The sequence below is a fragment of the Mesocryomonas lacus genome (assembly GCF_055730105.2).
In genome coordinates this window covers 121,942-134,561 of sequence record NZ_JBUZWF020000009.1, presented here as the reverse complement: position 1 = coordinate 134,561, position 12,620 = coordinate 121,942, and the positions used below count along the sequence as shown (strand labels likewise).

General features: G+C 68.0%; 11 protein-coding genes. 4 read left to right on the top strand and 7 right to left on the bottom strand.

The window, feature by feature from the left end:
- Positions 1-264 precede the first annotated feature (264 nt).
- Positions 265-1,506 carry a class I SAM-dependent methyltransferase gene (locus ACZLZQ_RS23080; RefSeq protein WP_472951503.1) on the bottom strand — a complete coding sequence of 414 codons (1,242 nt, stop codon included), beginning with the start codon at positions 1,504-1,506 and terminating at the stop codon, positions 265-267.
- A gap of 170 nt (positions 1,507-1,676) precedes the next feature.
- Positions 1,677-4,163 carry a cation:proton antiporter gene (locus ACZLZQ_RS23075; RefSeq protein ID WP_472951500.1) on the bottom strand — a complete coding sequence of 829 codons (2,487 nt, stop codon included), beginning with the start codon at positions 4,161-4,163 and terminating at the stop codon, positions 1,677-1,679.
- Positions 4,164-4,427: 264 nt separating this feature from the next.
- On the opposite strand from ACZLZQ_RS23075, the gene ACZLZQ_RS23070 reads away from it, so the two are divergent.
- A complete protein-coding gene (locus ACZLZQ_RS23070) occupies positions 4,428-4,649 on the top strand; it encodes a hypothetical protein (RefSeq protein WP_472951498.1) in 222 nt (73 codons plus the stop codon).
- 96 nt (positions 4,650-4,745) lie between these two features.
- Positions 4,746-5,834, top strand: a complete 1,089-nt coding sequence (locus ACZLZQ_RS23065; RefSeq protein ID WP_472951496.1) for a dipeptidase — start codon at positions 4,746-4,748, stop codon at positions 5,832-5,834.
- Positions 5,835-5,918: 84 nt separating this feature from the next.
- Here ACZLZQ_RS23065 and ACZLZQ_RS23060 read toward each other — a convergent pair whose 3' ends face one another.
- The gene (locus ACZLZQ_RS23060; RefSeq protein WP_472935888.1) at positions 5,919-6,188 is read right to left on the bottom strand and encodes a DUF2312 domain-containing protein; all 270 of its coding nucleotides are present in this window, start codon (positions 6,186-6,188) and stop codon (positions 5,919-5,921) included.
- Between the two features lie 173 nt (positions 6,189-6,361).
- Between ACZLZQ_RS23060 and ACZLZQ_RS23055 the strand changes: the two genes are divergently transcribed.
- Together ACZLZQ_RS23055 and fghA are read left to right on the top strand one after the other, a co-directional pair.
- Entirely contained in the window at positions 6,362-7,471 is a 1,110-nt protein-coding gene (locus ACZLZQ_RS23055) for an S-(hydroxymethyl)glutathione dehydrogenase/class III alcohol dehydrogenase (protein ID WP_472951494.1), read from the top strand.
- Entirely contained in the window at positions 7,471-8,319 is an 849-nt protein-coding gene (fghA, locus tag ACZLZQ_RS23050; RefSeq protein WP_472951492.1) for an S-formylglutathione hydrolase, read from the top strand. The genes ACZLZQ_RS23055 and fghA overlap by 1 nt, the downstream gene beginning before the upstream one ends.
- A gap of 201 nt (positions 8,320-8,520) precedes the next feature.
- Here fghA and nagA read toward each other — a convergent pair whose 3' ends face one another.
- Genes nagA through ACZLZQ_RS23030 form a run of 4 tightly spaced genes read right to left on the bottom strand, consistent with a single transcriptional unit; the run spans position 8,521 to position 12,327 of the window.
- A complete protein-coding gene (gene nagA / locus ACZLZQ_RS23045) occupies positions 8,521-9,669 on the bottom strand; it encodes an N-acetylglucosamine-6-phosphate deacetylase (RefSeq protein ID WP_472951581.1) in 1,149 nt (382 codons plus the stop codon).
- Positions 9,666-10,697: an SIS domain-containing protein gene (locus ACZLZQ_RS23040; RefSeq protein ID WP_472951490.1), complete on the bottom strand. Its 1,032-nt coding sequence runs from the start codon at positions 10,695-10,697 to the stop codon at positions 9,666-9,668. The genes nagA and ACZLZQ_RS23040 overlap by 4 nt, the downstream gene beginning before the upstream one ends.
- 8 nt (positions 10,698-10,705) lie before the next feature.
- Entirely contained in the window at positions 10,706-11,449 is a 744-nt protein-coding gene (locus tag ACZLZQ_RS23035) for a GntR family transcriptional regulator (protein ID WP_472935884.1), read from the bottom strand.
- Positions 11,446-12,327 (bottom strand): glucosamine kinase nucleotide-binding domain-containing protein, encoded by an 882-nt coding sequence (locus ACZLZQ_RS23030; RefSeq protein ID WP_472951488.1) that lies wholly within the window; start codon positions 12,325-12,327, stop codon positions 11,446-11,448. Before ACZLZQ_RS23030 ends, ACZLZQ_RS23035 begins: the two co-directional genes overlap by 4 nt.
- Positions 12,328-12,620: the final 293 nt, after the last annotated feature.

The window sequence follows — 12,620 nt, the reverse complement described above, 5'->3', positions numbered from 1 at the left end:
GTCATCGTCGGTGCTCGATACGAGCCGACCTATGCCGGTCGGCAGTTTGACTGTCCTGGGCCCTTCGCCCCTCTTCTACTCGCCGCTTTACGGTCGTTAGCTGCATTACCTTACCGTGCCGAGTCTAAATGATTCGGTTTCCACGAAGGGCGGCAACGGACAAATTGCAGAAATGGTAAACGGCGGCGACGGCGCGGCGAGACTGTCTAGGGACAAGCGCGTTACTTTCGAGCCTTCCGTCAGGACTCGGCGAGACGCCGGCGCTCAGAGCGGCGGCAGCCGTTCTGCTTCGAGCGCGGCGTAGCGGCGCTGGGTATCGATCGCATAGTCCCGCACGATTGGCACGGCATCGCGCTGGCGGCAGAGTTGCAGGTGGAAGACCATCTGCGCGCCCGACCGGAACATCGTCTCGCAGGACAGGAGATAGAACTCCCACATCCGGGCGAAGCGCTCGTTGTAGAGCGCGACCACGGCCGGGCGGTTGGCCTGGAAGCGGCTTTCCCAGATCGCCAGCGTCCGGGCGTAGTGCAGCCTGAGGCACTCGACGTCGGCCACCCACAGCGATTGCCGCTCGACCACCGGCAGGACCTCCGACAGCGAGGGCGAATAGGCGCCGGGAAAGATGTACTTGCGCAGCCAGGCGCTGGTGCGCGCCGGCGGGCTCATATGGCCGATGGAGTGAAGGAGGGCGATGCCGTCGTCCGGCAGCAGGGCGTTGATCTTCGAAAAGAACTCGTCGTAGTGGCTGACGCCGACATGCTCGAACATGCCGACGGAGACGATGCGGTCGAAGCGTCCCTCGACCTTTCGGTAGTCGATGAGTTCGAAGCGGACGCGGTGCGAGAGGCCGGCTTCCGCGGCCCGCTGGGTCGCCAGCGCCTGCTGCTCCGTCGACAGCGTCACGCCGAGCACCTCAACGTCCTCCATGGCGGCCAGATACAGCGCGAGATCCCCCCAGCCGCTGCCGATGTCGAGCACCTTCTGTCCCGGCCGCAGGTCGAGCTTGGCGGCCAGTAGCCGCAGCTTGTTGCGCTGCGCCTGTTCCAGGCTCTCGTCCTCACTGCGGAAGTAGGCGCAGGAGTAGAGCATGTTGCGGTCGAGAAAGAGCCGGTAGAAAGCGTTGCCGAGATCGTAGTGGTGCGCGACGTTCTTCTCGGCCTCGCCGACGACGTTGCTGCGTCGGCGCTGACGCAAGAGGCCCGACCATTTTCGGACGAACTTCTGCAAGGGATAGGCGCCGAGCCCCGTTCGGTTCAGCGAGAACAGCGCCAGGAAGTCGCGGAGATGTGAGCCTTCCTCGAACAGGAGCGTGCCATCCGTATAGGCCTCGCCGACGGCCATGTCGGGGTTCAGCACCAGCTTGCGGTAGAGCGCCTTTTCGGTCAGCCGCATCACGACGCGCGGGCCGGGCGCGCCCTCGAAACTGTGCCGCCGGCCGTCGGCGTCGATGACCACGAGGGTGCCCTTGCGGATGAAGCTTTTCATCATGTGGGACAGGGGGAACATGGGCGGCCCTCTCGCAGTACGGAGATGCCATCATGCATGCTTCCTATCCCTGCGGAAGGTCTTGCAGCCCGCCCATCAGCGCCGGCGACGTTCGACCGCAGGGACGAAGCGTCCGCAACCTCAGCATTCCGGTCCAGCCGCCGCCGGTCAGTGGGACTGACAGGCGGGCATCAGGCCGCTTCGACGTCGGCAACCCCCGCATTTTCGTCGCGCCGGCGCTGCCCAACCGTTTCGACCGCCGTCCGCAGCGCCGGGTGCATCGACAGGAAGCGCTGGAAGTCGGCGAGCGAGAGCTGCAGCAGCGTGCAGTAGGCGATCGCCGTGACGTCGGCCTGGCGCTTGACGTCGAAGAGCAGCGCCATCTCGCCGAACACCTCGCCGCGGCCAAGGCGGATCACGGTGGCGCCGGTGTCGATCTCCACGGCGCCCGAGAGCAGGAAATAGGCGGCGTCGCCGACCTCGCCGCGGGTGATGATGCGCATGCCGGGCGCGGCGAAGAAGGGTTTCAGGAACTGTTCGAGATCGGTGCGGTCGTCCGGCGAGAGCGGGCTGAACAGGTCGCATCGGTCGATCATGTCGCGGGTGTCGAGGCCGAGATCGAGCGGCGGGCTCAGCGTGTCGGCGTCGTCGCGCTCCGACAGCGTCAGGAGCACGTCGCGCTCGACCTCGCTGCTGATCAGGCCGGAGCGCCGGAGGTGCGCGAGTTCCATCGCCTCGCGCGCCCGCGCCGACCGGGCGATGACCGCCCTTTCCAGCGCCACGACATAGGCCGGATATTGCAGCCGCACCGCATCGATCTCGCGCTCGATCAGCGCCAGCCGCTCGCGTAGCGCATCGGTGGCGGTGTCGAGCGTGCTTATGCCGACCACCGGCCGCAGGTCGCTCTCGACGAACATCAGGAGTTCGCTGACCACCAGCGAGGTCTCGATCAGCGTCTCGAACCGCACCGACAGCCGCAGTGACAGCAGCCGGCTGTAGCCGAAGCGGCGCTGCAGGCTGAAGGCGAAGCGGTCGAGCCAAAGGAACTCGATTTCCTCGCGGTTCGCCCGGCGATAGCCCTCGATGCCGTCGGCGCGCGCCATGTCGAGCCGCCGTCGGGCCTCGGCTGAGAGCCGCTGGGCGATGCGCGGGGCGACGGTGCCCATGGCGAAATGCTCGAGCACCGTCTCGCGCTCGCGCAGCCCGATCGACACGAGCGCGATGGCGACCCGCTCGGCCTCGGTCAGCGCGTCGGCGGCGCGTTCCGCCGAGGCCGTGGTCGCCACCTCTTCGGCCAGCGCAGCGTCGTCGGCACCCTCGGCCACGGCCCCGTCGGCCTGGAAGCGTTGCGCCATGTCGCGGGAAAACCGTCCGACGCGGGTGGCGGTGACGTCGAGCGCCATGTCGCGCAGCACCCGGTCGACGCCCGTCAGCTTGTTCAGCCCGAGCCTTTGGATCAGCGGCCGCAGCGTCGTGCCTTGCACCAGCAGCGTCATCAGCGTGAAGCCGGTGGCAAGGGTCGCGACGAAGCCTGCGGTCTCGTCCGGAATGCCGGGATGCTCGGTCACCGCTAGTGCCAGCGCCAGCGTCATCGACCCGCGCAGGCCGCCCCAGAGCACGACGATGCGGTAGGGACGCGACACTTCGGCCGACAGCCCGAGCCGCGTCAGCAGCGGCAGCAGGCCGAACAGCACCAGCGCGCGGGCGAGGAGGGCGGCGACGAAGACGATGCCGAGGAGAACGAGATGGAAGGGTTCGGCCTTGCCGAGAAGGCGCGGGATGGTCAGCGAGGTCAGGACGAAGATCAGGATCGCCGACCAGGAGGCGAGCTGCTCCCAGGTGTCGGCGAGATGGCGCCAGGTGTCGGTGGTCATTCGCCCCGGCGCGAGCGTTGCGAGCGTCACGCCGGCGGTCACCACCGCGATGATGCCGGAGACGTGCAGCATGTGCTCGGCGCCCCAGAAGCAGAAATAGGGGACGGCCAGGCTCAGCGAGATGGCGGTGAGGCGGTCGTCGCCGATCAGCTTCAGGAGGGACAGGAAGATCAGCGCGATCAGGAAGCCGACGGCTGCCCCGCCGAGCGGCAGCAGCAGGAAGTCGAGCGCGGCATCGGTGACGGTCAGGCTCGCCGGCGAGACGATCGCCGCCGAGAAGATCAGGAACAGCGCGATGGCCGCCGCATCGTTGAACAGGCTCTCACCCTCGACGAGCTGCGTCAGCCGCTCGGGCGCGCCGACATCCTTGAAGATCGCGATCACCGCGACCGGGTCGGTGGTGGCGATCAGCGAAGCCAGCAGCAGGCAGGCCAGCAGCGGCATGCCGGAGAACGGCCAGAGCGCGAGTGCGACGCCGATCGTGGCGGCGATCACCGCAACCAGCGCCAAGGCGATGATCGGCAGCAGGTCCTCGCGCACCCGGTGCATGTCCACCCCCAGCGCGCTCTGGAACAACAGGGTCGGCAGGAAGACGTAGAGGAAGAGGTTCGAGCCGATCGGCAGGTCGGAGATGAACAGAGCGAAATCGGTCGGCAGCAGGCTGCCGGGATGGGCGATCGAATAGGCGCTGGCGAAACCGAGGGTCGCGCCGCCGAGCGCCAGCACGATGGAGACCGGAACCTGCAGCCGGCTCGACAGCGGGCGGGCCAACGCGCCGAAGGCGACGACGGCGGCGATCAGCACGACGATGGTGGCGACGTCGATTTCCAGTGTCGTCGCTCCTTTTGGGTCGCTTGTCTCAGCCCGATTCTCTTTCCGGCACAGTCAGGGAAAGCCGGCGAGCGTCAAGCCCACTAGGCTTTTCTGTCCAAGCGAATTCCCTAGCCATGCCGGCATCTTATCGGCGTCACGGGAATTTCATACCGTCCGATACGTTTTAGCTTGATTTCAGCCGCCGGCTGCGTCATTTCAATCATATCGAACGGTATGAAACGCGGAGGCAACCCGATGACGAACTGGACCGACACGGCGACCCCGACGACTGTCTTCCTCGGCAACCGCTTTGCGCCCTCGAAGATTTTCTGCACGACGCTCGACGAGGATGCGGACGAGACGGTGGAGACCGAGGCCGAGGAGGACGACGGGGACGCCGGCTTTGACGCCGAGGATCCGCGCGACCTGCGCGTCCGCGAGCGGCTGGCGCGCCTGGAGGCGTTCAGCGCCGCCTGAGGCGGAAAGCCCGGCCCGGGACGGTTGTCTCCGCTCAGGCCGCCCGCTATCCCAGCCGGACGGGCGTTGCCACGCGCCGCCGGCAAGGATCACGACATGAGCGACCTCATTCCCGTCTTCGACGGCCATAACCCCGTACCCGTCTTTGACGGCCATAATGACGTGTTGTTCCGCCTGTCGCTGCAGGAGAAAGGCGACGTCGAGCGTGGGTTTATCGAAGGCGGGCAAGGCGGCCAGATGGACCTGCCGCGCATGCGCCAGGGTGGCTTCGTCGGCGGCCTGTTCGCGATCTATCCGCCCTCGGTGATGGAACGCGACATGCTGGCGATGATGCAGGGCCACGCCTACAACCTGCCGCTGCCAAAGCCGCTCGACTGGACGGACGCCCAGCACCACACCTTGAAGATGGCCTCGATCATGCTGCGGCTGGAGCGCGCCTCTGCCGGCCAGTTCCGGATCTGCCGCTCCAACGCCGACATCCGCGCGGCGCTCGCCGCCGGCGCCATCGCCGCCGTGATGCATGTCGAGGGCGCCGAGGCGATCGACGGCGAGTTCCGCATGCTCGACGTGCTCTACGCCGCGGGCCTCCGCTCCATCGGCATGGTCTGGAGCCGCCCGAACATTTTCGGCCACGGCGTGCCGATGCGCTATCCCAGCACCCCCGATACCGGCCCGGGCCTCACCGATCGCGGCCGCGAGCTCGTCCGGCGCTCCAACGACCTCGGCATCCTCCTCGACCTCTCGCATCTCAACGAGGCCGGCTTCTGGGATGTCGCGCAACTCTCCGACGCGCCGCTGGTGGCGACGCACTCCAACGTCCACGCCATCTGCCCGCACGCCCGCAACCTCACCGACCGCCAGTTCGCCGCGATCCGCGAGAGCAATGGCATGGTCGGGCTGAACTACGCCGCGGCCTTCCTGAGGCCCGACGGGCAGATGCTCCCCGACACCGGCCTCGACGTCGTCGCCCGCCATCTCGACGCGATGATCGAGCAACTCGGCGAGGATCGCGTCGGCCTCGGCTCGGATTTCGACGGCGCAGTCATCCCCGATGCCATCGGCGACGTCGCCGGCCTGCCGCGGCTGCTCGCCTATCTCAAGGAGCACGGCTACGGCGAGGCGCTGGTCCGCAAGATCGCCGGCGGCAACTGGCTAGCGCTGCTGGAGCGCACGCTGAAGGACTGAGGCTATCAACGTGAAAAGACGGAAGGCATCTGCCTCCCGTCCTTTCGTCCATCAAGCTGCCGGCCCCGGCCTGCGGGACGTCGCTCAGGCGGCCTTGGCGGGGGCCTTTGCCTCTTCTTCCATGGCACGCATGTAGAGGTCGAGGACGGTGTCGTGCTCGTCGCGCTCTTCCTGGTCCTGCTTGCGCAGCTTGATGATCTCTTTCAGGATCTTGACGTCGAAGCCCTCGCCCTTGGCCTCGGCGAAGACTTCCTTCTTGCCCTCGTTCAGCTCGGCGATCTCGGCCTCGATGTGCTCGATGCGCTCGACGAAGGCGCGGATCTGTCCGCCTGCGATACCGACCGTGTCACTCATGCTGGCTCCTTTGCATTGGGGAGCCGGGTTATCGGCTTGGGATGGTAACCACTTCCTTAACGCCCGGCGTCCCGGCCACGCTTCCCACAGCCTGTCGTTTTTTGGCCGCGACGGCATTTGCAACGCGTGCAGAAGCGGCTAGCAATCGCCGCCAGGGAAGAGGAGAGACTGACATGAAGACCCGCGCCGCCGTAGCCTTCGAGGCCAAGAAGCCACTCGAGATCGTCGAGCTCGACCTGGAAGGCCCGAAGGCCGGCGAGGTCCTGGTCGAGATCATGGCGACCGGCATCTGCCACACCGACGCCTATACGCTGGACGGCCTCGACAGCGAGGGCCTGTTTCCCTCGGTGCTCGGCCATGAAGGCGCGGGCATCGTGCGCGAGGTCGGCGCCGGCGTCACCTATGTGAAGCCCGGCGACCACGTGATTCCGCTCTACACGCCGGAATGCCGGCAGTGCAAATCCTGCCTCTCCGGCAAGACGAACCTCTGCACCGCTATCCGCGCCACGCAAGGCAAGGGCCTCCTGCCCGACGGCACCACCCGCTTCAGCTATAAGGGCCAGGCGATCCACCACTACATGGGCTGCTCGACCTTCTCGAACTTCACCGTCGTGCCGGAGATCGCGGTCGCCAAGATCCGCAAGGACGCGCCGTTCAAGAGCGCCTGCTATTGCGGCTGCGGCGTCACCACAGGCGTCGGCGCCGTGGTCAACACTGCCAAGGTCGAGCCGGGTGCCAATGTCGTCGTCTTCGGCCTCGGCGGCATCGGCCTCAACGTGATCCAGGGCGCCCGCCTCGTCGGTGCCGACAAGATCATCGGCGTCGACCTCAACGACGACAAGGAGGAGTGGGGCCGGCAGTTCGGCATGACCCATTTCGTCAACCCGAAGAAGATCGACGGCGACATCGTCCAGCACCTCGTCGCGCTGACTGACGGCGGCGCCGACTACACCTTCGACTGCACCGGCAACACCATGGTCATGCGCCAGGCGCTCGAAGCCTGCCACCGGGGCTGGGGCGTCTCGGTCGTCATCGGCGTCGCCGAGGCCGGCAAGGAGATCTCCACCCGGCCGTTCCAGCTCGTCACCGGCCGCGTCTGGAAGGGTTCGGCCTTCGGCGGCGCGCGCGGGCGCACCGACACGCCGAAGATCGTCGACTGGTACATGGACGGCAAGATCCAGATCGACCCGATGATCACCCACGTCCTGCCGCTGGAAGACATCAACAAGGGCTTCGACCTCATGCACGAGGGCAAGTCGATCCGCTCGGTCGTGGTGTTCTGATGGCGGCGGCGATGGAGACGGTCTCGACGGCGAAGGCGCATGGCGGGGTGCAGGGCGTCTACCGCCATGCCTCCACCGCGACCGGTACCGACATGACCTTCGCGGTCTACGTGCCGCCGCATGCGGAAGGCGCGAAGCTGCCGGTGGTCTGGTACCTCTCGGGCCTCACCTGCACGCATGCCAACGTCATGGACAAGGGCGAGTACCGCAAGGCCTGCGCCGAGCTCGGCCTGATCCTCGTCGCGCCCGATACCTCGCCGCGCGGCGAGGGCGTGCCGGACGATGCCGAGGGCGCCTATGACGCCGGCCTCGGCGCCGGCTTCTACGTCGATGCGACGCGGGAGCCTTTTGCCAAGAACTACCAGATGTGGCGCTACGTCACCGAGGAGCTGCCGGCGCTCGTTGCCGCCAACTTCCCGGTCGATCCGGCCCGGCAGTCGATCTTCGGCCATTCGATGGGCGGCCATGGCGCGCTGACCATCGGCCTCAGTCTCCCTGATCGCTATCGCTCGGTCTCGGCCTTCGCGCCGATCGTCGCGCCGAGCCAGGTTCCCTGGGGCCACAAGGCGCTGACCATGTACCTCGGCGACGACCGCGCCGCCTGGCGCAAGCACGATGCGGTGGCGCTGATCGAGGATGGTGCGCGGGTGAAGGAACTGCTGGTCGACCAAGGCGAGGCCGACAACTTCCTCGAGGGTCAGCTGAAGCCGGAACAGCTCGAGGCCGCCTGCGCCAAGGCCGGCATCGCGCTCGAACTCCGCCGCCAGCCCGGCTACGACCACAGCTACAACTTCATCTCGACCTTCATGGAAGACCATCTGCGCTGGCACGCGCAGCGGCTTGCCTGAGGCGTAGCTGCGGCGCCGTGTGTGCAGCAACGCTGACGCTCGTCATCCTCGGGGCCTTGGCCCCGGGGACCCATGCCTCTGCGTTCCCACGCCGGTTCGGTAACGGAAGTGCCGGCCCGCGTTCACCAGCGAAGCCAGTTTCCTTGCCTCCGCATCGGTTCCCGCGCTTCGCTGGGAAGAATGGCTCTGTTCGACCGCCGCTCAGGCCGAACGCTCGCCGCCGATCCAGACACCGGCGATCTCCGTCGCGGCGGTGAGGTGGACGATGTCGGCGCGGGCGCCGACGCGGAGATGACCGTGGCTTGCCGAGAGCCCGAGGAATTCCGCCGGATACACCGCCGCCATCCGCAGCGCCTCGTCGAGGTCGATGCCGACGGTGTCGACGAGATAGCGGACGGCTGAAATCATCGAGAGGTCGGAGCCGGCCAGCGTGCCGTCGTCGAGCGTCAACTGGCCGTCGCGCCGGGTGACCGTGCGGCCGCTGAGGACGAAGACATCGTCGTCGACGCCGACCGTCGGCATGGCGTCGGTGATCGCCATCAACCGGCCGGGCAGGCGTTTGCCGCGCAAGGCGGCGGCGATGGCGGCGGGATGAACGTGGTGGCCGTCGGCGATGATCCCGCACCAGATCTCCGGCCGTGCCAGCGCCGCGCCGACGAGGCCGGGCGCGCGGTGCCCGAGCTGGCTCATGGCGTTGAAGAGATGCGTCACGCCGCGCGCGCCGGCGTCGAAGGCGGCGTTGGCGGTGTCGAAATCGGTGTCGGTGTGCCCAAGCGAGACGGCGATTCCAGATTTGCTAAGCCGGCTTATCTGCTCTGGCGAAACGCTTTCCGGTGCGACGGTCAGCAGCAGCGGCCGCACGGTCGTCGCGACCAATGCGGCGAGGTCGTCGTCCTGCATTGGGCGGATCAGCGCGGGGTCGTGTGCGCCTTTGCGGGCGACCGACAGGAACGGCCCCTCGACGTGGATGCCGAGGCAGCCGGGCACGCCGGCCGCGAGGGCCGCTTCGACCGCGGCGATGGCGGCGAAGGTGACGGCCGGGCGGTCGGTGATGACCGTCGGCAGCAAGGCGGTGGAGCCGAAGCGGGCATGCGCGGCGCAGATCGCGCGGACGCCCTCGACGGTCGGCGTGTCGTTGAGGAGCACGCCGCCGCCGCCGTTTACCTGGATATCGATGAAGCCCGGTGCGAGAAGGCCACCGTCCAGCGTCACCCGCTCGACCACGGGGTCGAGTGCCACCGCCGGCACCATCGCCCGGATCACGCCGCCGGCGACGACCAGCGCTTGCCCGGCATGGCGGCTTTCTCCATCGAAGATTTCGGCGCCGACCAGCGCAAATGCGGCCATCAGACGGTCTCCGTCACCTTCGAGAGGCCGCGCGGCACGTCGGGATCGAGCCCCCGGGCGCGCGCCACCTCTTCGACGAAGCCGTAGAACGACAGAAGCATGACCAGTGGTTCGGTCAGCGGGTGCCCGGTGGCGGTCGTCGGCAGGAGGCGGCCCGGCGCGTTGCGCCCGGCGACGAAGAGTTTCGCGCCTTTTTCTTCCAGCCGGCGGGCGACGCCGACGAGATTGGCATGCGCGGCATCGTCCGGCAGGAAGGCGAAGACCGGAAAGCCGCCTTCGACCAGCGAGACCGGCCCGTGCAGCAGCTCGGCGCCGGAATAGGATTCGGCGTGGAGGAGCGAGGTCTCCTTGAATTTGAGCGCCGCCTCGCCGGCGACCGCAAAGCCGACGCCGCGGCCGAGCGTATAGAGCGACCCCGCCTGAACGGTTGCCTCGAGCGCCTCGGACCAGTCGTGCGTCAGCGCCGCGTCGAGGTGGCCGGGCAGGGCGTCGAGCGCTGCGCCGAGCTTCTCGTCGCCGGTCCAGGCGGCGAGGATGCCGAGCGCGGCGGCGACCGAGGCGACGAAGCTCTTGGTGGCCGCGACGCTTCGCTCCGGACCGGCCGAGAGGCGGACGGCATGGTCTGCCGACGCCTCGAGCGGCGAGTCCGGCGCATTGACCAGCGCGATCGTCTTCGCCCCGCCGGTGCGCGCGGCGGCGAGCAGCGAGACGATGTCGGGGCTCTGGCCGGACTGCGAGATCGCCAGCGCCGCGGCGCCCTTCAGCTTCAGCCGGGCGCCATAGATCGAGACGACGGAGGGGCCGAAGGAAGCGACCGGCACGCCGCTCAGAATCTCCGTCGCGTATTTGAAATAGGTCGCGGCATGGTCGGAGGAGCCGCGGGCGACCGTCGCCACCACCGGCGGATCGAGATCGCGCAGCGCCCGCCCTGCCGCATGCATCGCGGCGCCGGACTGCGCCAGGAGGCGGCGCACGGCCTCTGGCGTCTCGTCGATTTCGGACCGCATCAGGCTCTTCTGGGACTGGCTCATGGGATCCTTCAGATCGTGAGTTCGGCGACGAAGTCGTAGGCGTCGCCGCGGTAGAGCGAGCGGGTGAACTCGACGGCCTCGCCATGGGCGTCGAAGCAGAGCCGCAGGATCGACAGCGCCGCGGCGCCCGGCTCCAACCCAAGGAGGGCCGCATCGGCCGCGGCGAGATTGGCCGCCGTCATCCGCTGCAGCGCCCGCACCGGCCGGTGGCCGGCTGCCTCCATCGCCTGGTAGAGCGAGGCCTCGACCGCGGCGGGGTCGGGCAGGATGCGGGCGGGCACCACGGCCCGCTCGATCGCCATCGGCAACGCGTTGGCGAGGCGGAGACGGTGGAAGCGCGCGACCGGCTCGCCGGGGGAAAGCCGCAACTGCATGGCCTCGTCGGGGCTGACGGTCGACAGCGTGCGTTCCAGCCAGCGCGAGCCGGTGGCCGAGCCGCGGCTCCGCATGTCCTCGGTGAAGGATTTGAGGTGCGACAGGCCCATCTGCACCCGGCTCGGCGCTTCCGCCACGAAGTTGCCGGACCCATGCCGCTGGCGGATCACGCCCTCGCCGACCAGCGCCTGGATCGCCTTGCGCACGGTGACGCGCGAGATGCCGATGCCGGCGGCGATGTCTCGCTCGGGCGGCAAGGCCTCGTTGGGCTTCAGCCGGCCCTCCGCGACCGAGCGGCGGATACGCTCCTGCAGCTGGCGGTAGAGCGGGCCGCCGGTGCCGGGCGTCATGAAGTTCTGGTCGAAGACCTCGTTCAAGGCCGGGCCTCCGGCAGCAGCGTCGCGGCCAGCGCCAGCGCGCCGTCGAGCGCGTCGCCGCGCGGCTCGGCGAGTCTTTCCTGAAGTGTCTGCGGCAAACGCGGGCGGTAGCGCGGCGCCAGTCCGCCGAGGAGGACGATCGACGGCGCGCCGAGGTAGAGCAGCCGCTGCAGTGCCGCCTCGATGTGGCGCTGGCCGTCGGAAAGGATCGCCTCGGCGACCGCGTCCCCGCCCTGTGCCCGGTCAACGACCAATGGTGCGAAACCGCCGAAATCGCCCGGGCGCGCTTCGTCGGCAAACTCCACCAGCCGCGCCGCATCCTGGTGGAAGCGCTCGAGCACTGTGTCCGTCAGACCGCTCGTCGGGCCGATGCCGTCATGGGCGAGGAGCGCTGCGGTGAGCGCGGCACGGCCGAGGAAGGCGCCGCTGCCATGGTCGGACAGGGCGAAGCCCCAGCCGCCGATCGAGGTGAAGGCGTCGCCGCGCCGCAGTACATAGGCGGTGCCGGTGCCGATGATCGCGATCGCCCCGTCCGCTCCGGCATGCGCGCCGCGGCAGGCGACCACGGCGTCGCTTTCCAGCGCGCGGGCGGCGAAGGGCAGGGGACGCTGCATCAGCTCGGCCGAGAGCGAGGGGATGTTGGCGCCGGCGAGCCCGAGCCCGACATGGCATCGGCCGAGATCGGCCTTGCCGAGCCCTGCCGCTGCGAGCGACTCGGCCGCCACCGCGACGATCGTCGCCAGCGCGCCGTCGAGATCGCTGAAGATGTTCGCCGATCCGCCTTCGGCTTCGCCGAGCGGCGTTCCGTCGCGCAGTCGGGCCCGCACACGGCACCGGCTGCCCCCGCCATCGACACCGATCAAGATAGGCTGCTGCATGAGGCCTCCATCCCGAAGTAATACCAAAACAGGCCAGAGGTGCAACCAATATCGGGGATCTGACCTAGACGTGCTCTTACCGAAAGGTCACGCGACCGAGAATATTCATCGTTTATGCTCAAAAATCATGCTACATTGCAGCAGATGAAAAAGTTAACAGTTTCGGCTGGACGAATGGCATTAAGTTGGTAACATCCCTGCAAGCTAGGCAATGCTCTCAGCGCTCTGGCGAAAATCAAGCTCGACCGAAACCAGCGGACCGAAACCGAGAGTGATCGCCATTTCCCATCATC